Annotated in this window: 20 protein-coding genes; 10 read left to right on the forward strand and 10 right to left on the reverse strand. The window is 60.4% G+C overall.

Features of this window, described 5'->3' with window-relative positions:
- Positions 1-31: 31 nt before the first annotated feature.
- Together AC2CHD_RS18205 and deoC are read right to left on the reverse strand one after the other, a co-directional pair.
- Positions 32-2,428, reverse strand: a complete 2,397-nt coding sequence (locus AC2CHD_RS18205; protein WP_484554788.1) for an aldehyde dehydrogenase family protein — start codon at positions 2,426-2,428, stop codon at positions 32-34.
- A gap of 11 nt (positions 2,429-2,439) precedes the next feature.
- Complete coding sequence (deoC, locus tag AC2CHD_RS18210; protein WP_229450684.1) at positions 2,440-3,399, reverse strand: deoxyribose-phosphate aldolase; 960 nt, start codon at positions 3,397-3,399, stop codon at positions 2,440-2,442.
- Between the two features lie 230 nt (positions 3,400-3,629).
- Between deoC and AC2CHD_RS18215 the strand changes: the two genes are divergently transcribed.
- A complete protein-coding gene (locus AC2CHD_RS18215; protein WP_229450685.1) occupies positions 3,630-4,136 on the forward strand; it encodes an RNA polymerase sigma factor in 507 nt (168 codons plus the stop codon).
- Positions 4,133-4,876, forward strand: coding sequence for an anti-sigma factor family protein (locus tag AC2CHD_RS18220; RefSeq protein WP_484554789.1), 744 nt, complete (start codon positions 4,133-4,135; stop codon positions 4,874-4,876). The genes AC2CHD_RS18215 and AC2CHD_RS18220 overlap by 4 nt, the downstream gene beginning before the upstream one ends.
- Before the next feature lie 171 nt (positions 4,877-5,047).
- Here AC2CHD_RS18220 and AC2CHD_RS18225 read toward each other — a convergent pair whose 3' ends face one another.
- On the reverse strand, positions 5,048-5,788 hold the full coding sequence (locus AC2CHD_RS18225) for a c-type cytochrome (protein WP_484554790.1): 741 nt from the start codon (positions 5,786-5,788) through the stop codon (positions 5,048-5,050).
- An 87-nt stretch (positions 5,789-5,875) separates the two neighbouring features.
- Positions 5,876-7,156: a sulfite oxidase gene (locus AC2CHD_RS18230; RefSeq protein WP_484554791.1), complete on the reverse strand. Its 1,281-nt coding sequence runs from the start codon at positions 7,154-7,156 to the stop codon at positions 5,876-5,878.
- A gap of 224 nt (positions 7,157-7,380) precedes the next feature.
- Here AC2CHD_RS18230 and AC2CHD_RS18235 point away from each other — a divergent pair, with 224 nt between their 5' ends.
- Entirely contained in the window at positions 7,381-9,189 is a 1,809-nt protein-coding gene (locus AC2CHD_RS18235) for an ATP-binding protein (protein WP_484554792.1), read from the forward strand.
- Positions 9,190-9,408: 219 nt separating this feature from the next.
- Positions 9,409-10,803, forward strand: a complete 1,395-nt coding sequence (locus tag AC2CHD_RS18240) for a putative bifunctional diguanylate cyclase/phosphodiesterase (protein WP_484554793.1) — start codon at positions 9,409-9,411, stop codon at positions 10,801-10,803.
- Between the two features lie 47 nt (positions 10,804-10,850).
- Here the strand turns inward: AC2CHD_RS18240 and AC2CHD_RS18245 are convergent, their stop codons facing one another.
- Positions 10,851-11,630: a hydroxypyruvate isomerase family protein gene (locus tag AC2CHD_RS18245; protein WP_484554794.1), complete on the reverse strand. Its 780-nt coding sequence runs from the start codon at positions 11,628-11,630 to the stop codon at positions 10,851-10,853.
- A gap of 277 nt (positions 11,631-11,907) precedes the next feature.
- Between AC2CHD_RS18245 and AC2CHD_RS18250 the strand changes: the two genes are divergently transcribed.
- The 6 genes from AC2CHD_RS18250 (at position 11,908) to AC2CHD_RS18275 (ending at position 18,343) form a co-directional block, all read left to right on the forward strand.
- A complete protein-coding gene (locus tag AC2CHD_RS18250) occupies positions 11,908-13,725 on the forward strand; it encodes an IlvD/Edd family dehydratase (protein ID WP_484554795.1) in 1,818 nt (605 codons plus the stop codon).
- Positions 13,726-13,766: 41 nt separating this feature from the next.
- Entirely contained in the window at positions 13,767-14,762 is a 996-nt protein-coding gene (gene denD, locus AC2CHD_RS18255) for a D-erythronate dehydrogenase (RefSeq protein WP_484554796.1), read from the forward strand.
- A gap of 35 nt (positions 14,763-14,797) precedes the next feature.
- A complete protein-coding gene (locus AC2CHD_RS18260; protein ID WP_484554797.1) occupies positions 14,798-15,676 on the forward strand; it encodes a GntR family transcriptional regulator in 879 nt (292 codons plus the stop codon).
- A 120-nt stretch (positions 15,677-15,796) separates the two neighbouring features.
- Positions 15,797-16,531: an SDR family NAD(P)-dependent oxidoreductase gene (locus tag AC2CHD_RS18265; RefSeq protein ID WP_484554798.1), complete on the forward strand. Its 735-nt coding sequence runs from the start codon at positions 15,797-15,799 to the stop codon at positions 16,529-16,531.
- A gap of 25 nt (positions 16,532-16,556) precedes the next feature.
- Positions 16,557-17,399, forward strand: a complete 843-nt coding sequence (locus tag AC2CHD_RS18270; RefSeq protein WP_484554799.1) for a fumarylacetoacetate hydrolase family protein — start codon at positions 16,557-16,559, stop codon at positions 17,397-17,399.
- Positions 17,396-18,343 carry an NAD(P)-dependent oxidoreductase gene (locus tag AC2CHD_RS18275; RefSeq protein WP_484554956.1) on the forward strand — a complete coding sequence of 316 codons (948 nt, stop codon included), beginning with the start codon at positions 17,396-17,398 and terminating at the stop codon, positions 18,341-18,343. The genes AC2CHD_RS18270 and AC2CHD_RS18275 overlap by 4 nt, the downstream gene beginning before the upstream one ends.
- 3 nt (positions 18,344-18,346) lie before the next feature.
- On the opposite strand, the gene AC2CHD_RS18280 is transcribed toward AC2CHD_RS18275, so the two are convergent.
- From AC2CHD_RS18280 to AC2CHD_RS18300, 5 genes are all read right to left on the reverse strand, one after another.
- A complete protein-coding gene (locus tag AC2CHD_RS18280; RefSeq protein WP_484554800.1) occupies positions 18,347-18,787 on the reverse strand; it encodes a PACE efflux transporter in 441 nt (146 codons plus the stop codon).
- 127 nt (positions 18,788-18,914) lie between these two features.
- Positions 18,915-19,814, reverse strand: a complete 900-nt coding sequence (ltnD, locus tag AC2CHD_RS18285) for an L-threonate dehydrogenase (RefSeq protein WP_484554801.1) — start codon at positions 19,812-19,814, stop codon at positions 18,915-18,917.
- Between the two features lie 25 nt (positions 19,815-19,839).
- Positions 19,840-20,742 carry a carbohydrate ABC transporter permease gene (locus tag AC2CHD_RS18290; protein ID WP_484554802.1) on the reverse strand — a complete coding sequence of 301 codons (903 nt, stop codon included), beginning with the start codon at positions 20,740-20,742 and terminating at the stop codon, positions 19,840-19,842.
- A gap of 11 nt (positions 20,743-20,753) precedes the next feature.
- A complete protein-coding gene (locus AC2CHD_RS18295) occupies positions 20,754-21,683 on the reverse strand; it encodes a carbohydrate ABC transporter permease (protein WP_484554803.1) in 930 nt (309 codons plus the stop codon).
- Between the two features lie 74 nt (positions 21,684-21,757).
- The gene (locus tag AC2CHD_RS18300; protein WP_484554804.1) at positions 21,758-23,074 is read right to left on the reverse strand and encodes an ABC transporter substrate-binding protein; all 1,317 of its coding nucleotides are present in this window, start codon (positions 23,072-23,074) and stop codon (positions 21,758-21,760) included.
- Positions 23,075-23,124: the final 50 nt, after the last annotated feature.

A 23,124-nucleotide genomic window follows, 5' to 3' on the forward strand; every position in this document is an offset into this window, starting at 1 on the left:
GAAGGCATTCTTCTGGAATGTGAACCGCGCGTCACGCGCCGTAGGGAACCCAGATGTTCTTCACCTGAACGGCGCGGCGCAGATAGTCCCGTCCGCGGCCCTGCGCGTCATTGAGCCAATCCGGCATGCGACCATTGTTGACCCAGGTCGACTTCAGGTTCCCGGCCGATGCCTTCTCAACCATGGCGCTGCCTTCCGCCGAGCCGAAATACCAGAGTGCGGCCACCTCGTCGTGCTCGGCAAGCGTCTTCACAAGAAGATCGCGCTCGCCGGTGACGATGTTCACCACGCCACCCGGCACATCGGACGTGTCGAGCACCTGATAGAAATCGCCGGCGATCAGGGGATGGCGCGCAGACGGCACGACCACGACCCGATTGCCCATGGCGATGGCCGGCAGCACCAGCGAAACCAGAGACAGAAGCGGCGCTTCATCCGGGCAGGCAATGCCCATCACGCCAAAGGGCTCGTTCATGGCAAGGGTCACATGGCGCGACTGGGTGGAATGAACCGCGCCGTCGAACTTGTCTGCCTGCGCCGCGTAATAGAAGATGCGGCGCAGCGCGGTGTCGAACTCTTCGGTCGCCTTTTTGGCGCTGATGCCGGTGCTCTCGCACAGAAGCGCTTCCATGCCCGCGCGCCGCGCCTCCAGGTTTTCACCCAGATAGTAGAGCACCTGAGCGCGATTATGTCCGGTTGCGCCGCCCCAGCCACCGGCCTTCGCCGCTGCCTCGACCGCGTTGCGGATGTCCTTGCGATTGCCGATGCCGGCCTGCCCGATCAGCACGCCGCCCTTGCCGGCAACCGAATAGACATAGCCGCCATCGGGCCGTGCCTGCTTGCCGCCGATATAGTTTTTCATGGTCCGATCGATGCCCTCGACCATGACCTTGCCCTCACCCGCCGGGGAAGCGGAGGGAACGAAGACTTCCGGTGCCTTGGGCGTGGAAAGCTTCTTTTCCCAATCGGCGGCGAGATATTCGTAAAGCCCCTCGCGCGCGCCCTCGCGACCGAAGCCGCTCTCGCGATAACCGCCGAACCCCGCGCCCGCATCGAGCATGTTGGTGCAGTTGATCCACACCACGCCGGCCTTCACCCGCGCAGCGAGATCCAGCGCCACATTGATGTTTTCCGACCAGACGGAAGCGGCGAGCCCGTAGCGGCTGTTGTTGGCGAGTGCGACGGCCTCATCCAGCGTGCGGAAGGTCATCGAGGCCGCTATGGGGCCGAAGATTTCCACCTGGCAGACGGTCGCGGCAGGCTCCACATCGGTGAAGAAGCCGGGCGCGATATAATTGCCCTTTTCAGGCAGCGGCGCGGAAGCCTGCCAGAGCTGACCGCCTTCCTCGACACCCTTTGCCACCAGAGCGGAAATCCGCTCCACCTGGACCGGCGAAACGATGGCGCCCACATCGGTGGATTTGTCGAGCGGGTCGCCGACGCGCAGCGTCTCAAGACGCGCCTTCAGCTTGGCATGAAAGCGTTCAGCGATGCCTTCCTGCACGATCAGGCGCGAGCCGGCGCAGCACACCTCGCCCTGGTTGAACCAGATCGCGTCCACCACGCCCTCGACAGCCGCATCGATATCGGCATCCTCGAACACGATGAACGGCGACTTGCCGCCCAGCTCCAGCGAAAGCTTCTTGCCGGAACCGGCGATCTGCTCGCGGATGACGCGACCCACCTGCGTGGAGCCGGTGAAGGCCACCTTGTCGACGCCCTCATGGCCGCAGATGGCGGCACCCGTTGCGCCATCGCCCTGAACGATGTTGACCACGCCGGCAGGCAGGCCGACCTCATGGCAGATCTCGGCAAAGGCGACCGCCGTCAGCGGCGTCAGGTCGGCGGGTTTCAGCACCACCGTGTTACCGGCGGCAAGCGCCGGCGCGATCTTCCAGGCCAGCATCAATAGCGGGAAGTTCCACGGGATCACCTGCCCGCACACACCCACGGGCGAGAAGCCGCGGAACTCGTCTTCCACCATCTCGGCCCAGCCGGCGTGATGATAGAAATGGCGGGCGACCAGCGGAATGTCGATGTCGCGCGTCTCGCGCACCGGCTTACCATTGTCCATGGTTTCCAGCACCGCCAGAAAACGCGAGCGCTTCTGCACATGGCGGGCAATGGCATAGAGATATTTCGCGCGTTCATGGCCGGAAAGCTTCGACCACCTGCCGAATGCCGCCCGCGCGGCCTTTACCGCGGCGTCCACATCCTCTGCCGTGCCGCAGGCGATCTCGGCCAGCTGCGATCCGTCCGACGGATTGGACACGGCAATCTGGCGCGCGCCCTTCGGTTTGACAAACCGTCCATCGATGAAATGACCGAAGGAGCGGCCATGGGCATCGAGCCACGCAACAACATCGCCATTGGCTTCCGGAGAGGGGCCGTATTCCATGGTGCTCAGAATATCCTTGATGGAAGACATGTCTTTGATCCTCATGCAACCGCGTGACGGTTGGCGCTGGAATAGCGGCCGGTCACGTAGTGCTCCAATTGCCGTTCGATGTCGCCGAGAAGCGAGCTGGCGCCGATGCGGAACAGGTCCGGCTCGAGCCAGCGATTGCCGGCCTCCTCTTTCATGAGCGTCAGCCAGGCAAGCGCATCCTTGGCGGTCTTGAGGCCGCCCGCCGGCTTGAACCCGACGATCTGGCCCGAATAGTCGCGATAGTCGCGCAGCGCCCGCACCATGGTCAGGCTGACCGGCAGCGTGGCGTTCACGCCTTCCTTGCCGGTCGATGTCTTGATGAAATCGGACCCGGCCTGCATGGCGACCATCGAGGCGCGATAGACATTGGTGAGCGTGCTCAGATCGCCGGTCGCCAGAATGGCCTTCATATGCGCCGCACCACAGGCCTCGCGCATCGCGGCAATCTCGTCATAAAGCGCGCTCCAGTTCTGGGTCAGCACGTGCTCCCGCGTGATCACGATGTCGATCTCATGCGCGCCCTCCTCCACCGCATAGCGGATTTCGGCGAGCCGAAGCGGTAGCGGCATAAGACCGGCCGGAAAGCCGGTGGCTACCGATGCAACGGGAATGTTGCTGCCTTCCAGCGCCTTGACTGCATGGCCAACCATGGTCGGATACACGCAGACAGCGCCGGTGGTGATGCCCGCATCGGCAAGTCCCAGCGCCTCCAGAATGTCTTCACGCACCGGACGCCGCGCCTTGGCGCAAAGCCGGCGCACGCGGCCGGGAGTGTCATCGCCGGCAAGCGTGGTGAGGTCGATGCAGGTGATGGCCTTCACCAGCCAGGCCGCCTGATAGGCCTTCTTGACCGACCGCCGCGCGGTCAACGTGCCCGCCCGGCGCTCGGCCGCCGTGCGGTTGACGGACACATCCTCGAACCATTCGGGTTTCAGTTGCGTGCCGGTGTTTCGGGCGAGAGCGTCGGTCATTGCAGCTTCCGTGGTTTCGGAATCACCCGGCGAGGCGGGCACCCGATCAATATGTTACGATAGAAACATTATGTTTGGATCGTTTCATAATATTCATCGTCCTGTCAACCCACCTCGCCTTGCCACACACAGATGCGGAGGTTTAGTTTGCGTGGAGATGATCTCCGGATTGCGCCGCGCAATCAACGCTGCAAGCGGACCCGAAGATCAAGGAAACGCGGCAAGGCAATATGGGCCACCTTTCGCAGATCGAACTGCTTCTTCCAGAGCTACGCGCCTATGCGCGCTCGATCTGCGGACCTGCAGAAAGCGCGGAAGATCTTGTCCAAGACGCGATCGAACGCGCCCTGCGTCACGACACACGTCCAGTCCGCTTGGAAGAGCTACGCCCCTGGATGTTTCGTGTCATCCGTAATCTGCAATATGACGAACTCAGAAAAAGACGGGTGCGCCGTGAATATATCGCGGTGCAAAAACGTCTTATGGATGAGAGTGACGGAACAGGCAGCGAAGGCCGTGACGTTTTGATCCGCCTCGCATTCGAAAAACTGCCGCCCGAAATTCGGGAGGTCCTGTTTCTGATCGATATCATGGGCTTCAAATATGCGGAAGCGGCGGAAGTGATGAACGTGCCGATCGGCACAATCATGAGCCGTGTCAGCAGGGCTCGCAAAGAACTTTTGCGTCGCGTCAATGGCGACGGGCAGAATGAAGAACAGACAAAGCAGACCCCATGAACAATGTGACGGACGAGGACTTAATAAAGGTCAACGCATTTCACGACGGCGAAATGTCCGAGGACCGCGCAGCTTTCGCACGCCGGCTCGAGGCAGAGCCGGAGCTGAAAGCGCTGCTGGCCGAAATCAGTGAAGTCTCCTCCAGCTTGAAAGCCCTGAAGCCGCAGACAGCCACACAACCGTCTGCGCGAAACGACAACCGTAGTGCAGGGCGCCGGTGGGGACGCTGGTGGACCGGTTCAGCCCTTGCGGCTTCCGTCGCACTCGCCATTGTCCTTGCTTATCCGCTCACGCGCCCGGATACACCTGCACCGGAAGATCCGCTCGCCATTCACGAGACGTTCTCCGCTCAGGCTTTCGTCTCGCAGGAAGACGTTTTCCAAACCGTTTCAGGCGAACAGCTCGAGGCGTTTCCCGATCTTTCCGCAGCCAATCTCACGCTTGTGGCTCTCAGAAAAATGCCGCATGGCACGGCAGCCCATTTCGCAGGGCGTGAGGGCTGCCGCCTGACGGTCTTTTCGAGTGAAAAGCCGCTGGATACAGGAGGCTCTGCCGCTGATCTCCAGAGCGCGGCATGGGAAGTGCCCGACCGCCTCTATCGGATCGTCGCCACCGGCATGGATGCGGGCAAGTTTGCGGCGATCACGGCCTATCTGGAACAGGCGACGCGCAGGATGGCGCAGCCCGACACCGTGATCGCTCTAAGGAACGCGACCGCACAAGCCACATCCTGCGGCTAGAGCAATTCCAGGAAAAGTGGGAACCGGTTTTCCGTCCGGAATTGCGAAAAACAATAAGCTAGGGTCAGGACCTAGAGCGCTTTCGCGATTCAACCAAAAGCGGAAGTGCTCTAGAGCAAACCTTTGCACCGCTTCACCCTGAGCGGGTGAAGCGCGCGCAGCCACCAAATCCTAGTTCGGGTTGGGGAAGTTGGGGCGGTCCTCATTATAATGCGTTGAGAGATAGTCCAGTATCTCAGTGCGGTCGGGCTCTGGAATGTCGTCCATGCCCTGCTCGTCAACCATCCAATCAAGCATTTCGTCCCAGCCGTCTCGGGTAAGCCCCTGCTGCGCGATGATCATCTCCGAATGGCAGGCGGTACAGGCGTAGAAGGTCGTATCGACCCCCGGCGCGACCTTCAGACGCCCGAAATCACCCTCAATGGCCTGATCCTCACCCTCAGTCGGCGCCGCGCTCGCCGTCTGCTCGGCCGGGGCGGCCTCTTCCGCCGCAGCGCCTGACTGATCGGGCGCATCGGAGAAGGTGCTTAGATAAGCGATCAGGTTGACGCGATCCTCTTCCTTCTTGAGGCCGGCAAACGCCATTTTGGTGCCCTTCACCTCTGCGCGCGGCTGGAGAAGATAGGCATCCAGTCGTTCAACCGTCCACTCTCCACCGTAGGCTTTCATGGCAGGTGAATAGGAGTAGTCTTCAACGTCTGCCACCGGTTTTCCCACGATGCCGTAGAGATTGGGACCAACCTTGTTTTTTCCGTCTTTCTCGACCGTGTGGCATGCAACGCAGCGTTTGAAGAGCTTTTCGCCTTTTGTGATATCAGCTTCGGCTAGTTTGGCCTGAACATCTGCCAATGCGGGCGCAGCCGCGACGAGAGAAAACGCAACAACACCCAGCCGAACGCGAGCAAGCTTCATTCTTCAGATCTCCATGAAAATCATTGCGTGAAGCGACCATCCGCCGCTTCACGGTTTCGAGACGTTACAGCGCTTGGCGCTATACGCTCAGCTGGCGCGCACACCCACGCGGTGCATGGTGTTGTTCAGATACCCCTTGGGGTTCCACGCGATTGCGAAAGGCTGCATGTCGCCCTCGCTGTCCGTCGCCCGCGCCCAGATTTCATAATAGCCTGCCTGCGGGAATTTGACCTTGGTGCGCCAGTTCTGCCAGGCCCCGTCATTGACCGGATCGTCCAGTTCCACTTCCTGCCAGGTGGTGCCGAAATCAATGGAAATGTCGAGCCTGCTGATGGACCGGTCGCCCGACCATGCATGGCCGCGCACATCCGTTTCCAGGCCGATGTCAGAACCGTTGGCCGGGAAGGTAACGAGAGATTTCACCGGCATGCGCTCGATGATGACGAAGTCCTCTTCCGGAACGTCCTGGCCGGGCGCCACCGGATAGGCCGGCACGCGGTAGGAGGTGCCCGTCATCTTGGGGCCGTCATGCACCTGATCGCGCAGTTCGATGCGGGTCAGCCATTTCTGGGCGGTCGAGGCCGGCCAGCCCGGCACCACCAGGCGCAGCGGCGCGCCATTCATCGGGTGCAGCGCTTCGCCATTCATCTCGAAAGCGATGAGAATGTTGTCGGTCATCGCCTTGTCGATGGGCAGGCCGCGCGAAATCGGCAACTTGTCGGGATTGCCCGAAAGATGGCCGTCTGCACCGTAATGGGCGGTGTAGACGACATTTGACTGGACACCAGCCTTCTCAAGCACGTCTTTCAGCCGAACGCCTGTCCATTCCGAGCAGGCCACGGCGCCATAGGTCCACTGATTGCCCTTTGCCGGCGGATCGAAGGCGCTGCGGCCATTGCCGCCGCACTCCAGCGTCAGTTGCAGCGTCACCACTTCGAACTGTTCGCGCAGATCGGCGATCGAAAGCTCCAGCTTGTTGTCGACGAAACCGTCAATCGTCAGCGTCCAGCTTTCCGGGTCCACATTTTCCGGCGGAATGCCATTGTTGCGAATGAAATGCCGGCTTGTCGGTGTCACCGCATCGTCTAGCAGTTCAGCCGGTGTCTCGGCATTGACCGGGCGATCGTTGAGAAGCGTGAGGCCATCCTTCCCGGCCAGCACGTCTCCATCCTGCGCGAATGCGACCGGCACCAACCCTGCAGGCATATTCCGGTGGAACGGTATCGAGGCACCCACCATCGCCGCCATGGTGGCAAGTCCGGTGTTCTTCAGAAAGTTGCGCCGTCCTGAATGAACCACACCGACTGATTTCTCTTCGGCAGGTGCTGCTTCGTTGTGCGCTCTGGTCGTTTCGGCGATGCGCGTCATATGGTTGTTCCTCCCTCTGCGCTGGCAAACCTGGCTGGCGGACACGCCTGACGGCATGCTTCAGTCAAGAGACGTGCGAGGCAGGAAAATTATTCCATCCTTCTGCGCGGATTTCGGTCGGAGCTATCACGTCTTAACGTAATAATTATGAAATGCGTGCCAAACTCCCGTCCTACGCGACTGCACAACAACAAAATCCCGCTAGGTTGCAGGAACACGACACGATGGTTGAGCACTCAAACGGTTTCGCAAGTGCGGCATCCGGACAGAATGCATCGGGCTGCTACGTGTGCTCGGTCAAAGGATCCGAAGCATATATCGAGCTTCCGATCGTCGGAACGACGGAGGAGCTTCGCACCACCGTCGGGAAATTCATGGCAATCGCAGCCGGCACGCGCGAATTGTTGGGCGTGGTCACCGAAGTCTCATTGAAAACTCAGCAGGCGGGCTCCGGCCCCGATCCGCGGGCCATCGCCCGTGTCGACCTGGTGGGTGAAATCTCCCGGGACGAAACGGGCCAGCAGCGCTTTCGAAGAGGTGTTGGCGCCTACCCCGCCATCCGCGACCGGGCCCGCATCATCAGCAGTGAACAGTTGCGGCTGATTTTCCGAGGCGACAAAACGACATTTGCCGAGATCGGCCGCCTGCACAACGACACCAGTGTTCCGGCCTATGTGGACGTCGAAAACCTCGTTACCAAGCACTTTGCGGTTTTGGGATCCACCGGCGTCGGCAAATCCAGCGGACTTGCGGTCATCCTCCGGCAGGTGATCAGAACCTGGCGCGAGCTGCGCGTTCTGATCCTTGATCACCACAATGAATATGGCAGCGTGTTCGGAGCCGAGGCAAATCTCGTCGGCGCAAAAAACCTGCGCCTGCCTTTCTGGCTTTTCAATTTCGAAGAGTTTTCAGACGTTCTCTATGCAGGCAAGCCTCCCGTACCGGCAGAGCAGGACATTCTCTCAGAACTCATACCGCTTGCAAAAACCCAATATCTCAATCGCCGCCAGAGCATGGAGCGGACAAGCGCCTTGCGGAAGGTGGAGCCACGGCAGTCGGGTTTCACCGCCGACACACCGGTTCCATACCTGATGCAGGACCTTCTGGCGCTGATCGACGAGCGTATGGGCAAGTTGGAAAACCGCTCCTCGCGGATGACACATCATCGCTTGATCGGCCGTATCGAGACGCTCAAGAACGATCCGCGCTACGCCTTCATGTTCGCCAACGCGACCGTTGGCGGCGACACGATGGTGACGATCCTGACGGAGCTTTTCCGTCTCGAGGCAAATGGGCGACCTGCAACCGTGATACAGCTTGCCAGCTTGCCCATCGAAGTCGTGGACGCTGTGGTATGCGTCATCTCGCGGCTCGCCTTCGATTTCGGCATGTGGAGCGACGGTGCGATGCCGCTGCTGCTCGTGTGTGAGGAAGCACATCGCTTCGCCGCTGCCGATCCAAGCGTCGGGTTCCTTCCAAGCAAGAACGCGCTTTCGCGCATTGCCAAGGAGGGCCGTAAGTATGGCGTCTATCTCGGTCTGGTCACCCAGCGCCCGGCGGAGCTCGATGCCACCATCATCTCCCAGTGCAACACACTCTTCGCGATGCGCATGGCGAATGACCGCGACCAGGCGCTTCTGAAATCGGCTGTGTCCGACGCGACGGCAAATCTGGTGGATTTCGTGCCCTCGCTCGGCACCGGCGAAGTTATCGGCTTCGGAGAGGGTATGCCGCTACCCGTCCAGTTCGTCTTCAATCGCCTGTCTGAAGAACTGGTCCCCAGAAGCGAGGCCGCGGCGGCACTTCCAAAAGACATAAACCCCGGCTCGCGGCGCGAATTCGTCCATGCCGTCGTCGAACGCTGGCGCGGCTCAATCATGAGTCAGGCTCAGACCGAGGCTTCCCCGGAAGCCGGTGCCCCCATCGGTGCGGACACACACACACCACGCCGCTCCCTCACGCCGGCAGAAGCTGCAGAAGACAAGATCTCCAAGGCCCTCCAGCTGGCCCGACGCGAATATCTGGGCAGGTAAAACGCAATGAACCCGGGCCCTCCGGCAGGCGTCGATCTAAAGGCGATACTCGAACAGGCTCCCTTCGGCCTGACCATCGCCGACTCCGACGGTCAATGTGTTTACACAAATCAGCGGGGGAATCTGTGCTCCTCCGCGCTCGATACGCAGTCACTCCGCGAGTTGCGCTTTGTATCGGAATCAGCGGGTCGAGCCTTTACCTGCAGCTTTTGGCTGGACATGGAGACGACCCCTCCAGCCGATGAAGAAATTTTCCGGCTGGCCTTTTTCGACGAACTGACCGGTCTCCCGAACAAGACGCTTCTGGCACGCACGATCAGCGCAGAACTTCAGGCTCTGTCAGGAGCCGAGGCTGCCCTGATGTTGATCGATCTGGACGGCCTGGGTCGTACCAACGACTACTATGGTGCTTCTTTTGCAGATGGACTTATCGCTGCGTTCGCCGAACGCCTGACGGCCTCCGTGCGGCGCTCCGACATCCTTGGCTATCTCGCAAACGGGATGTTCTGCGTGTTCGTGACCAATCTCGCAGATGTCGACCTGACGGAATATGCAAATACGATCCTCGACCGTTCGAAGGAACCATTCCAGGTCAAAGGGATCGAGACCTTTTCCTCTGCTTCCATCGGCATCAGCATGTTTGCCAAGGATGGAAGCAGTTTCGAGGAATTGCTGGTCTCGGCTGATCAGGCACTCCGTGCCGCAAAATCCGAATCCAAGGGAAGGGTCGGCTACAAGCCCGACAAGGCAGCGCGGAACGTCCATGGCGACATGTCGGTGGAACAGCGTTTGCGTACCGCATTGAGAGACAACAAGCTCTGTTGTGCTTATCAGCCAAAGGTGGACATACACACCAATGGCGTTGTCGGCGTAGAAACCTTGCTGCGCTGGAGGGATGATGACGGTCACTTGCGTGTGTTGGGCGATTTCGTCAATCTCGCCACCGACGCCGGCATTATCGATGCCGTTGCAGAGCATGTCGTCGTCGAGGTGATGTCATCGCTTCCGCAGATCGACGCCGTTTTCTCCCCTGGCACCTCCATCAGCCTCAACATCACGGCGCATCAATCGACCAACCCGGAATTCATGAGGTCGCTGCTCAGGCAACTCACATCCTATCACCGGCCGCAACGTTTCATCCTCGAGATCACCGAGGAAGCCTTTTTGAACGGTGACCTTCTGAGCAAAAACATCCTGCCCATGGTGCGAGAGGCAGGTGTGAAGATTTCGATTGACGATTTCGGCGTTGGATATTCATCCCTCTCCGCGCTGGCAGCCGTAACCGCTGACGAATTGAAGATCGATCGCTCATTCGTGCAGAATGTCCATCAGAGACCCCGCAGCCAAAGTGTGCTGAAGGCCATCGAATCGCTTGGTCGGGCGCTTGGAATGGCGCTCGTCATCGAGGGCGTGGAAACCCACGAAGAGGTCGATTATCTGAAGCAGCATACAGCGATCAGAATTGCGCAGGGCTATCACTTCAGCAAGCCCTTCGCGCTTGAAGAGTTCGTTCTTGAGGACGAAGCCCTTCCGCCGGCACGACAGCCCGAACCGGCCCGAACCCACGCTCCCGCGCGTGTTCAAGGCAGCCGCTCGCCCAGGCAGCACCCCTGAACCCCCCGTTCAGGGGCTGTGAAATTGACCCATGCCGTCACTGATGGTTAGCTGGCAGGCTTTGCCTTTCCGTAAGCGTGAAGCCAACCCAGCCCCTCATCTGTGTCAGAGCGCGGCCTGTACTCGGCGCCGAAGAAGCCTCGATACCCGCTATCGTAGAGCTCCGGCAGAAGACGCTCGAAGGAAACATCCCCCTCATCAGGTTCCGCGCGCGTCGGTACCGCAGCAAACTGCACATGGCCGATCAATGCCTTATGGTCAACGAAACGCCGCAGGAGTTCCTCCTGCATCCGTTGGACATGATAGCAGTCGAACATGATTTTGAGATTGTCGGCTCCGACACGTTCGATGAGATCCGCAGCCTGTTCAACACGGGAGAGGAAGTAGCCAGGAACATCATGATGATTGATCGGCTCGATCAGAATGGTGAGTTGGTGTGCTGAGGCCGCGCTGCAGGCATAGGCAAGGTTTTCAACAAAAGCCGCCTCCGCCCCAGCGTTTTCCTCCGCCCTGCCCGCCATTACGTGAACGGCGCGGGCGTTCACCTGCGTGGCATATACAATGGCTTCATCGATGGCTGCCCGCGCTTCTTCCTTACGGCCGGACAGAGCTGCAAGCCCGAAATCACCGTCCTGATCGCCTTTGCGCGTATTAAGTCCGAGAAGCGGCAGTCCTGTTTCTGTAAGCGCGGCCCTGACCTCTTCCACCGGAACGGCGAAAGGCCAGTGAAATTCCACAGCCTCGAACCCGGCCCCATAGGCCCGCCGAATGGCATCCGGCAGAGAAAGCTCAGGCCACAAGAAACCAAGATTCGCGGAAAAACGCATCACCACATACACTCCATCCCAGACATGGGGAGACAACACTTGCCCCAAGCGTCGCGACGTATCCATAAATGGCAATTCAACTGCCATCCCGGTCACGGTACAACACCGTGGGACAGACTCAATGTTTCAACGCGATGATTTTCAGCGCTTTTCCCAGATTTATTCACATCGCTTCAAGCGCCCGCCGGACGGAAAAACAAAGCTGGATAACATTTTGTGTATACATTAAAGAGCCAGAAGCTAAAATGTGATTGTTCTTTACGTATCCGGAGACGACATGACCGACAAACCCAAAGCCCCCACCCTGCGCTCACGCGCATGGTTCGACAATGCGGGCAACCCGGATATGACCGCGCTCTACCTGGAGCGCTACCTGAATTTCGGACTGTCGCAGGAAGAGCTGCAATCAGGCAAACCGATCATCGGCATTGCCCAGACAGGCTCGGATCTTTCGCCTTGTAACCGGCATCATCTGGAGCTGGCCAAGCGCCTGCGCGAAGGCATCCGCGAGGCCGGTGGTATTGCCATCGAGTTTCCGGTGCACCCCATCCAGGAAACAGGCAAACGCCCCACCGCCTCGCTCGACCGCAATCTCGCCTATCTTAGCCTCGTCGAAGTGCTTTACGGCTATCCACTCGATGGTGTGGTGCTGACCATCGGTTGCGACAAGACCACGCCGGCGCTGCTCATGGCGGCTGCGACCGTCAACATTCCGGCCATCGCGCTTTCGGTCGGCCCCATGCTCAATGGCTGGTTCCGGGGCGAGCGCACGGGCTCGGGCACCGTGGTCTGGAAGGCACGCGAGATGATGGCTGCCGGCGAGATCGATTATGAAGGTTTCGTGCGGCTCGTCGCGTCATCCGCCCCCTCCACCGGCTATTGCAACACGATGGGGACGGCCACCACGATGAACTCGCTGGCCGAGGCGCTCGGCATGCAGTTGCCCGGTTCCGCCGCCATCCCCGCGCCCTATCGCGACCGGCAGGAAATGGCCTATCGCACCGGCCTTCGCATCGTTGACATGGTGCATGAAGACATCAAACCCAGCGACGTCATGACCCGCGATGCCTTCATCAACGCAATCCGCGTCAATTCCGCTATTGGCGGCTCCACCAACGCCCCCATCCACCTCACCGCCATTGCGCGGCATCTGGGTGTGGAGCTTTCGATAGACGACTGGCAGACCTATGGCGAAACCGTTCCTCTCCTGGTGAACCTCCAGCCTGCGGGCGAGTATCTGGGCGAGGACTATTACCATGCCGGCGGTGTGCCCGCGGTGGTCAATCAGCTCATGTCGGCCGGGCTCATCAACGAGGATGTCCTGACGGTCAACGGCAGGAACATTGGCGAGAACTGCCGCGATGCCGCCATCGCCGATGAGAAGGTGATCCGTCCCTTCGGAAAACCGCTCAAGGAGAATGCAGGCTTCCGGGTTCTGAAAGGCAATCTGTTCGATTCCGCCATCATGAAACTGTCGGTTGTCTCCGACGAATTCCGGGACCGCTATCTCTCGGATCCCGAAGATCCCATGGCCTTTGAGGGCCGCGCCATCGTGTTCGATGGGCCGGAGGATTATCATGCACGGATCGACGATCCGGCGCTCGCCATCGATGAAGAGAGCATCCTCTTCATGCGCGGTGCGGGTCCCATCGGTTACCCGGGAGCCGCTGAAGTGGTCAACATGCGCGCGCCCGATTACCTCATCAAGCGCGGCATCACCTCACTGCCCTGCATCGGCGACGGCCGCCAGTCGGGAACGTCAGGCTCGCCCTCCATTCTGAATGCCTCGCCGGAAGCTGCCGCCAATGGCGGACTTGCGATTCTCAAGACTGGTGACCGCGTGCGCATCGATCTCAAGAAATGCACCGCCAACATTCTGGTTTCCGATGAGGAGCTGAACCGGCGCCGCACCGAGCTGGAGAAAGCAGGCGGATATGCCTATCCCGCGCACCAGACGCCATGGCAGGAGATCCAGCGCGGTATGGTCGCACAGCTCGAGGCGGGCATGGTGCTGGAACCTGCCGTCAACTACCAGCGGCTCGCCCAGGGCGGAAAGGATGGCACCATGCCATCAGTCCCGCGCGACAATCACTGAAGCAAACCCGAAAGAACACGCCTCAGGGAGGAGGAACCCGCATGCGTATCCTGATTATCGGAGGGGCCGGTATGGTCGGCCGGCGGCTGATCGACAGGCTGCTCTCCGATGGCAAACTTGGCAGCGAAAGCATCGAGACCATCCACGCATTCGACGTCGTCGAGGCTCCTATCGAATCAACCAACGGGATTCAGGTTGAGACAGAGGCAGGCGATGTCGCCGACGCAAAGACAGTGGAGCGACTGACTGCGAAAAAGCCTGATGTGATCTTTCATCTCGCCGCCATCGTCTCCGGAGAAGCCGAGATCGCGTTCGAGAAAGGTTACAGGATCAACATGGATGGCACGCGCCATCTTCTCGAAGCCATCCGGCTTCTGGGCGAGAATGGCAACGGCGCCTATCGGCCCCGCCTCGTTTTCACCTCCTCCATCGCCGTCTTCGGCGCACCATTTCCCGACAAGATTGACGACGAGTTCTTCCGCGCCCCGCTCACCAGCTATGGCACACAAAAGGCGATCGGCGAGCTTCTATTAGCCGACTATACCCGAAAGGGCTTCGTTGACGGGATTGGCATTCGCCTGCCCACCATTGTCGTGCGACCAGGCAAACCGAACAAGGCCGCATCAGGCTTCTTCTCGGGCATCATCCGCGAGCCGCTCGCCGGGCTCGATGCCGTGCTGCCTGTGTCGGACGATGTCCGCCACTGGGTGGCGAGCCCGGATGCCGCGGTCGGCTTTCTGCTGCATGCAGGGGCCATGGACCTGGCGCAGCTTGGAGCCCGGCGTTCGCTCACCATGCCCGGCCTTTCGGTCACCATCGCGGAAATGATCGAAGCCCTGCGTCGTGTGGCGGGCGCGGATGTCGTTGCCCGCATCAAGCGCGAACATGATCCGCAGATCGCGGCCATCGTTGACGGTTGGCCCCGTGATTTCAGAACCGAGCGCGCAGAGCAGGCAGGCTTCAAAGCTGACAGTGATTTTGAGGCCATCATCCGCGCCCACATCGCCGACGAGGAGAAGCGCAAGACCCGCAGTTGATATCCAATGCAGGCAGGCGGACACTGTCCTTCCCTGTGAAGAACCAGCATGACGAGCACCAGGCACTTGGACATGGCAGTGGATATCTGCCAACCATCATCGATGGTGGTGAAATGCACCGGTCAGGAATGGAGGGGGTGCTGAGCACGAACGAGCGCAGAAAGGTGGGAGCCGGAAGGCGAAAGCCGGGTAGCAGAAGCGTTGAGGCGCAGGCGGCTTCACGCCCGCGGCCCAGCCTGCAGGGCATTGCCAAAATGCCTGCGCGCGATCGTGCCTATCACGAGCTCAAGTTTCGCATTCTGGAAGGCCGGTTGCCGCCGGGCACAACGCTTCTCGAAACGGAAGTCGCCAGCCTCCTGTCGCTCAGCCGCACCCCCGTGCGGGAGGCGCTCATCCGGCTTGAGGAAGACGGGCTTGTGGATGTGCGCCCACGCCACGGCATAACCGTGAAGGCCCTGTCGGTCGACGAGATCGAACAGATCTATCAGGTTTTCTCGACACTCGAGGTCAAGGCGGCGCAACTGACGGCCCGGCGCGGCATCACGACAGCAGACCATGAGCGCCTGGACGACATTCTGACCCAGATGGAACGCGCCTCGAAACGGGGAGACATCGAGGCGTGGTCCGAGCTCGATGACGAATTCCATTCAGAGCTGGTTGGCCTGTGTGGCAACCCGCGCCTGCAGGCCATGCTGCGTCAACTCTGGGATCTGCAATATCACGCGCGTCGCGCGATCATAAAACTGCGCCCCCTGCCCATCGTTTCGGATCGCGAGCACCGCGCCATCCTCGCCGCCATAGCAGCCGGCAACGAGGAGGAGGCCGCCCATCTTCATCAGCAACACAGAGATCGCGCAGACGAACAATTGGTTTCCCTACTACGCCAGAAAACGACGTTCCCGACACGAGAATGAGACAGGCAGCTATCCCGCAGCCAGGACATGCCGGCCGCAGGCCATTCCACAATGTATACATTGAGCTTTTGCAACGACTGTGCAATTAAGACGACGGGTGGAGAATGAGGAGGGGCTTCGATGAATCATATTGACCTGACCGGGCGGCGCGCAATTATCACCGGCGGAGCGCAGGGCATCGGACTTGCCACGGCAGAGCGTTTTGTGGCGAGCGGCGCCGAGGTGGTCCTATGGGATATCAATGCCCAGACTCTCGAAAAAGCGTCAGAAAAGCTCGGTGCGAAGGCAAGCGGTCGTGTCGTGGAACTGACGCACGAAGATGCGGTGAGTGACGCCGCGCGGGACGCCGGTGCAATCGACATTCTCGTCAACAATGCCGGTATCACGGGCGGCAATGGCAAGACCTGGGAATTAAAGCCGGATGTGTGGCGCCGCACTGTCGAGGTCAACCTCGTAGCGCCCTATCTCACCTGCCGTGCACTGGTGCCGGGCATGATCGAGCGCGGCTATGGCCGCATCGTCAACATCGCGTCAATAGCTGGCAAAGAAGGCAATCCGAACGCCTCGCATTACTCCGCATCCAAGGCCGGTTTGATCGGGCTGACCAAGTCGCTCGGCAAGGAGCTCGCGAAAACCGGCGTGATCGTCAACTGCCTCACCCCGGCAGCGGCCCGCACGCCGATCTTCGATCAGATGAGCCAGGAGCATATCGACTACATGCTCTCCAAAATTCCGCTTGAGCGTTTCCTCGAACCGGCCGAAGCCGCGGCAATGATCGCCTGGCTGGCGTCGGAGGAGTGCTCGTTCACGACAGGCGGTGTCTTCGATATCTCGGGTGGCCGCGCCGTCTATTGATTGTAAAAACTCAGAGGAAAAGAACATGAAGTTGTTGCGTTTCGGTCCGGCGGGCCAGGAAAAACCGGGCATGCTCGCCGCTGATGGCACCCTGCGCGATCTTTCCGGTGTGGTTGACGATATTGCCGGCGATGTCATTTCGCCGGCGGGGCTGGACAAGCTGCGCGCGATCGATCCGCAGACCCTTCCTGCTGTCGACGGCACCCCCCGCCTTGGGCCCTGTGTCGCGGGCCTTCAGAAGATCGTGTGCATCGGCCTCAACTATTCCGACCATGCTGCCGAAACGGGCGCCGAACCGCCGGAAGAGCCCATCGTTTTCGCCAAGGCGCTGAATGCCCTTTGCGGTCCCAATGACGATGTGGAACTGCCGCGTGGCTCCAAGGCGCTCGACTGGGAAGTCGAGCTTGCCGTCATCATCGGCTCGAAGACCAAATATGTCAGCGAGGCCGACGCGATGGATCATGTCGCTGGCTTCGCCATCATGAATGATGTTTCCGAACGCGATTTCCAGACAAAGCGCTCCGGCCAGTGGACCAAGGGCAAGAGCCACGACACGTTCGGCCCGCTCGGCCCCTGGCTCGTCACCCGCGATGAAGTGGCCGACCCGCACAATCTGGATATGTGGCTCGATGTGAATGGCCAGCGTCGCCAGACCGGCAACACCAACACGCTGATCTTCAACGTGCCGCACGTGGTCTCCTATCTCTCGCAGTTCATGACACTCATGCCCGGTGACGTGATCTCCACCGGAACGCCGCCCGGCGTGGGCATGGGCATGAAGCCGCCGCAATATCTCAAGGCCGGCGATGTCATGACGCTCTCCATCGCCGGACTTGGCGAACAGCGCCAGACCGTCGTTCAGGTCTGAATCGAAAAACGGAGCCCGCCATGAGCATCAGGAACGTCACCGTCATCGGCACCGGCATCATGGGTGCCCCGATGGCACGAAACATTGCCGGGGCGGGCTTCAATCTCACGGTCTGGAACCGAACCCGCGCCAAGGCGGAGGCTCTTTCCGATGTCGCGACGGTGGCCGACGATCCCCGCTCGGCAGTTGCCAGCGCCGATGCCATTGTGACCATGGTCGACAATTCGCCCATCGTGACCGAAATCTATTTCGGCCAAAACGGCATTGTGGAAGCCGCGTCGAACGGTGCGCTTTTTATCGACATGTCCTCCATCCAGCCTGCGGTCGCGCGCGACCATGCAGAGACGCTTTCAAAGACGGGGCACCGTCATATCGACGCGCCGGTATCAGGCGGCGAGAAAGGCGCGATCGAGGCGACACTTGCCATCATGGCCGGCGGCGAAGCCCCCGACTTTGCACAAGCCAAGCCGCTTCTCTCCGCCATGGGCCGGGCCACGCATGTGGGTGTCCATGGCGCGGGTCAGGTCGCCAAGCTCGCCAATCAGGTGATCGTCGCCGTGACCATCGGTGCGGTGTCGGAAGCAATGCTTCTGGCGCAGGAAGGCGGCTGCGACCCCGCCGCGCTGCGCGACGCGCTGATGGGCGGCTTTGCCACCTCCCGCATTCTGGAACTGCACGGCGAACGGATGGTGGAACGCAATTTCGTACCCGGCGGCCCGCTCGAATTGCAGCTCAAGGATCTGGAAAATGCGCTTGAAGTGGCCCGCAGTGCCGGCCTCTCACTTCCGCTCACCGAGAAAACGCGCGACGCATTTCACACGCTGGCGCACGAGATGAAGATGGGTCGTCACGATCACGCTGCCTATCTTCTCTGGCTAGAAGCCATCAATCCGGGCAAGCGGCTGGGCACCGGCGAGACGAGCGCCCCACCGCTCAAGACATAGCAATCAGGCGCTGCGCTTGGCAGTGGCGGAGGCCTCCGGTATCGGAAAAATCACGTCATATACCCAGTTAAACACGAAAGCGTAGACCAGATAGAAAATGGCGAAAGACGCGTTGACGAACAGCGCGTCGAGCGCCGAAACGCCCAGAAGAAATGCCGTGAACGGCATCAGAACCACCAGCAGCCCACCTTCAAACAGAACCGCGTGAACAACGCGCATCATCACGCTTTTGCGCACGCTTCCGGTCAGATGGCGCAGGGCGTGATCGAAACCCAGATTGTAAAGATAATTCCACAATGTCGCGACTGTGGCGCTCACCACCACGACAACGCCCATCTCGAACATGGGCTTTCCGAACAACCAGGAAGCGGCTGGTGTGACAATCAAAAGCGCGATCAGCTCAAAGCTGATGGCATGACGAATACGATCTGCAGCGGTGCGCATTCTGCTCCCCATCTGTTTCTCGGGCCGTCCCGACATGGTTCCCGGAATGGGGGAGGTCGTCCTCGCTTTCGGTGGCAATATAGGTGTGATGGCCCCCATCGCAAGGGGAGGTGATGGAATCCCGTAGCTACTCTTTCTCGGACCCCTCACCCGGCAGCGTGATGCCCGGAAACACCTTGATCACAGCGCTGTCATCCCATTGGCCGTATCCTGCCGTGCTGGCGGAGGCAAACATGGTGTAGGCAGTCGAGGCGAGCGGCAGGGGAAATTTAAGCGCGCGTCCCGTGTCTGTCACCAATCCAAGATCCTTGACGAAAATATCGACCATCGACCGCGGCGTGTAATCGCCGTCCACCACATGCCGCATGCGGTTTTCGAACATCCATGAATTGCCCGCCGCATTGGTCACCACCTCATACACGGTGTCGAGCGGTATGCCGGCGCGCGCGGCCAGCGCCATGGCTTCTGCGCCTGCGGCGATATGCACCCCGGCCAGAAGCTGGTGGATAACCTTCACCGCTGCCCCGTCGCCAACCCGGTCGGAAATGCGAAAAACGCGTTCCGCCACCGCATCCAGAACCGGTGCAAGCTGCGCGAACGCCTCCTCCCGCCCGGCCGCCATCACGGTCATCGCGCCCTCGCGCGCCTTGACCGGCCCACCTGACACCGGTGCATCGAGCATGATGTGCCCCGCCTTTTCGAGCTCCCGGCCAAAGCGCCGGGCATCGTCTGCCGAGACAGTTGAAGAGATCATCACCGGCGTTCCGGCCGGCAGCTTGCCGGAAATTCCCTCCTTGCCGAAGAGCACGCTTTCCACCTGCTCCGCGTTGACAGTCAGGATCACAACCGCCTCCACCTGAGAGGCAAAATCCAACCCTTGCGGACCAGTCTCTCTAGCCCCTGCATTGGACAGCTCAGCACAGGCTTCACCGCGTGGATCCACGCCGAAAACCTCGTGCCCGGCACGCACAAGCGAGAGTGCTGCTCCCATGCCCATCGACCCGAGGCCGATCACCATCACCCGCATCACCTGCTCCTGAAAAAGAGAATTCTTATTCCTTCACCGCCCCCGTCATGGACGAGACGTAGTAGTCGACGAAGAAAGAATAGAGGATCACCACCGGCAGGGAGCCAAGCAACGCGCCCGACATCAGCGCCCCCCATTCATAAATGTCGCCGCGCACCAGCTCCGTCAGCACACCGACGGGTACCGTCTTGTTTTCCGACGAGGAGATGAAGGTCAGCGCGTAGATGAATTCGTTCCACGACAGCGTGAACGCGAAAATGCCGGCAGATATGAGGCCGGGCACCGCCAGCGGCAGGATCACCTTGGTCAGGATCTGCCAGCGCGTCGCCCCGTCCACCAGCGCGCTTTCCTCCAGCTCGAAGGGGATGCTGCGGAAGTACCCCATCAGAAGCCAGGTGCAGAACGGGATCAGAAAGGTCGGATAAGTCAGGATCAGCGCAAGACGTGAATCGAAAATGCCCACCTTGAACACGATGAAGGCCAGCGGAATGAACAGGATGGATGGCGGCACGAGATAGGCAAGAAAGATCATCAGTCCCGTCACCCGCGCGCCCGTGAACCGTACCCGCTCGATCGCGTAGGCGGCAAAGACCGACGCTGCGAGCGAGATGAAGGTCGAGGCAAAGGACACCAGCATCGTGTTCCACAACCAGCCCGGATAGGACGTCTCGAACAGCAGGAATTTCACATGTTCGAGCGTCGGCTCGATCACCCAGAAGGGGCTGTAGTTTTTGTAATCCGTGAGCTGGTAATCCGGTTTGATGGCGGTGATCGCCATCCAGTAAAACGGAAACAGCAGCACGAAAACGAACACCGCCAGCGGCAGATAGACCGTCACGATCCGCCGCGGCAGCGTGTTGAACTGTTCCATGCCTTCGGAATCGTCGTGAAGGCCGGCCTGTTTGGTGGTCTGGGTGATCTCGCTCATCGCCTGCCTCCTCAGTCGCCGCCGCCCTGCTGCCATTTGCGGCGCTGCAATCCGAAGAAGGAAAACAGGATCGCCGCCAGCAGGAACGGGATCATCGCCACGGCAATCGCCGCACCCTCCCCCAGTTGCCCGCCGGGAATGGCGCGCTGGAAGGAAAGCGTTGCCATCAAATGCGTGGCGTTGACCGGCCCGCCGCGCGTCAGCACATAGATGAGCTGAAAGTCGGTGAAGGTGAAGAGCACCGAAAATGTCATCACCACGGCGATGATCGGGGTCAGCAGCGGCAGCGTGATCTTTGTGAAACGCTGCCACGAGGTCGCGCCGTCCAGCGCCGCCGCCTCATTGAGCGATTGCGGAATGGTCTGCAGCCCGGCCAGCAGCGAAATCGCCACAAAGGGGATGCCCCGCCAGACGTTGGCGGCGATCACGGAAGCCCGTGCCGTGTTCGGGTCGCCAAGAAAATTGATCGGCTCGCTGATGACACCGAGATTCATCAGCACATAGGAAATGATCGAAAACTGGGAATCGTAGATCCACCAGAAAGCCAGCGCCGAAAGCACGGTCGGCACCACCCAGGGCAGAAGGATGATCGCGCGAAAAAACGTCTTGAACGGCAAATGCTGGTTCAGGATCAACGCCAGCCAGAGCCCCAGCACGAACTTCAACACCGAAGCCACCACGGTGTAGAGCATCGTGTTGAAAACGGAGAGCCAGAACACCGGATCGTCGAACAGCCAGATATAGTTTTCGAGCCCGACGAAAATGCCCTCGCGTCCGATCCGCGCATCCGTGAAACCGAGCCACACGCCCAGCCCCAGCGGATAGGTGAGAAAGCACAGAAGAAACACCGCCGCCGGAAGCATGAACAGAAAGCCGAGCCCGTTGCGGCTTTCCAGAAGCCATCCCAGGATCGAAAAGGAACGCGCGGGCCTGGCCTGCATGGGTCATCCTGCCTTTCTTGATACTGACCTGCATGAAGAAGCAGCGCCGGCGATTGGCCGGCGCCGCCTGTCCATCAGCGGTAGTAGCGCGCGATGCGCCGCTCCGCGTTGGCAATGGCCTCTTCGGGCGTGCGTTGTCCCGTCACCGCCTCGGCAAACATGTCGACCAGCACATAGTCGGCCATCACACCTGCGGATGCCGGTCCGAGCGGGCCTGCATAGCCGTTGGGCCGCAGCGAAGCCGAAGCCTTGGCATAGGGCGCGTGAACCGGGTTCGAGGTCCACACCGGGTTGCTCTCGAAAGCCTTGAGCGCCTGACAGCAATAAGCACTCGCGCCCTCCAGCCACGCATTCATCCGGTCTGCCTGATACATGAAGGCAATATAGGCCTTTGCCGCCTGCGGATATTTGCAATGATTGAAGATCGAGAGTGTCGAGGTCTGGTGCAGCTCCACCGATTTGCCCACCGGGCCAATCGGCAGATTGGTGGTGCGGATGTCCTCGGCGATTTCCTTCAGGGCCTCGTCCTTGGTCGCCGCATAGTAAAGCGAAACACCGTTCGCTGTCAGCGACACCTCACCGGCAAGGAAGGCGCGGTTGTTGTTGATGTCGAGCCAGCTTTCCGTTCCGGGTATGAAGGTCTCGTAGAGCGCCTTCGCGTATTCGATGGCCGCTTTCGTCTCGGGGCTGTTGATCGCCACCGCACCGTTCTCGTCCACCGTCATGCCACCATGGCTCCACAGAAGCCAGTGGGCGTAGTTGTTGCCATCACCCACCGCCTTGCCGTGCGGGAAACCTGCCGGCGTGCCATTGGCCTTCAACGCCTTGCACAGTTCGAGGAACCCATCCGTGTCCTGCGGGAACTCGCTGAACCCGGCCGCCTTCATGTGGCTGTCGCGATAGCAGACGGCATTGCCGATGGCGCAGAGCGGAATGGCGATGAACTTGTCGCCCTGCCGGGCATAGCCTTCAAGACCCTCATACCAGCCGCCGTGCTCCTCGCCGAGCGCATTCGCCAGATCCGTCACATCCACCAGCTTGTCGGGATACTGGAACGGGTCGTCGAACCAGCTCATCACCATGTCCGGGCCAGACCCGACATTGGCCGCCACCGCCGCTTTCGGACGCACATCCTCCCAGCTTTCCTGGTCGATCCGCACCTCCACGCCCGTCGCTTCTGTGAAAGCGGCGGTGTTGGCGTTCCAGGCCTCCTCTTCGCCTGTTACGAAAGGCACCCAGCGCAAAAGGCGCAGCGTGGCGCCTTCTTCCGGCGTAAACATCGATGCCGATGCCTGCGCCAGCGCATGCCGTGTTCCCAGCGTTCCCGCCAAAAGGCCACCGGCGGCAAGACCCGCCGTGCCTGATAGAAATCTTCTGCGATTGATCGTCATTGCACGTCTCCTCCTCAAATTTGCTGGCATCCTCCCGATGCCGCAAAGCG

The organism is Nitratireductor sp. ATLC21 (genome assembly GCF_057196525.1).

Bases quoted from the DNA above. Each gene is read 5' to 3' on its own strand.
- AC2CHD_RS18205 (WP_484554788.1), bottom strand. From the start codon at position 2,428: ATGTCTTCCATCAAGGATATTCTGAGCACCATGGAATACGGCCCCTCT.
- deoC (WP_229450684.1), bottom strand. From the start codon at position 3,399: ATGACCGACGCTCTCGCCCGAAACACCGGCACGCAACTGAAACCCGAA.
- AC2CHD_RS18215 (WP_229450685.1), top strand. From the start codon at position 3,630: ATGGGCCACCTTTCGCAGATCGAACTGCTTCTTCCAGAGCTACGCGCC.
- AC2CHD_RS18220 (WP_484554789.1), top strand. From the start codon at position 4,133: ATGAACAATGTGACGGACGAGGACTTAATAAAGGTCAACGCATTTCAC.
- AC2CHD_RS18225 (WP_484554790.1), bottom strand. From the start codon at position 5,788: ATGAAGCTTGCTCGCGTTCGGCTGGGTGTTGTTGCGTTTTCTCTCGTC.
- AC2CHD_RS18230 (WP_484554791.1), bottom strand. From the start codon at position 7,156: ATGACGCGCATCGCCGAAACGACCAGAGCGCACAACGAAGCAGCACCT.
- AC2CHD_RS18235 (WP_484554792.1), top strand. From the start codon at position 7,381: ATGGTTGAGCACTCAAACGGTTTCGCAAGTGCGGCATCCGGACAGAAT.
- AC2CHD_RS18240 (WP_484554793.1), top strand. From the start codon at position 9,409: ATGGAGACGACCCCTCCAGCCGATGAAGAAATTTTCCGGCTGGCCTTT.
- AC2CHD_RS18245 (WP_484554794.1), bottom strand. From the start codon at position 11,630: ATGCGTTTTTCCGCGAATCTTGGTTTCTTGTGGCCTGAGCTTTCTCTG.
- AC2CHD_RS18250 (WP_484554795.1), top strand. From the start codon at position 11,908: ATGACCGACAAACCCAAAGCCCCCACCCTGCGCTCACGCGCATGGTTC.
- denD (WP_484554796.1), top strand. From the start codon at position 13,767: ATGCGTATCCTGATTATCGGAGGGGCCGGTATGGTCGGCCGGCGGCTG.
- AC2CHD_RS18265 (WP_484554798.1), top strand. From the start codon at position 15,797: ATGAATCATATTGACCTGACCGGGCGGCGCGCAATTATCACCGGCGGA.
- AC2CHD_RS18270 (WP_484554799.1), top strand. From the start codon at position 16,557: ATGAAGTTGTTGCGTTTCGGTCCGGCGGGCCAGGAAAAACCGGGCATG.
- AC2CHD_RS18280 (WP_484554800.1), bottom strand. From the start codon at position 18,787: ATGCGCACCGCTGCAGATCGTATTCGTCATGCCATCAGCTTTGAGCTG.
- ltnD (WP_484554801.1), bottom strand. From the start codon at position 19,814: ATGCGGGTGATGGTGATCGGCCTCGGGTCGATGGGCATGGGAGCAGCA.
- AC2CHD_RS18290 (WP_484554802.1), bottom strand. From the start codon at position 20,742: ATGAGCGAGATCACCCAGACCACCAAACAGGCCGGCCTTCACGACGAT.
- AC2CHD_RS18295 (WP_484554803.1), bottom strand. From the start codon at position 21,683: ATGCAGGCCAGGCCCGCGCGTTCCTTTTCGATCCTGGGATGGCTTCTG.
- AC2CHD_RS18300 (WP_484554804.1), bottom strand. From the start codon at position 23,074: ATGACGATCAATCGCAGAAGATTTCTATCAGGCACGGCGGGTCTTGCC.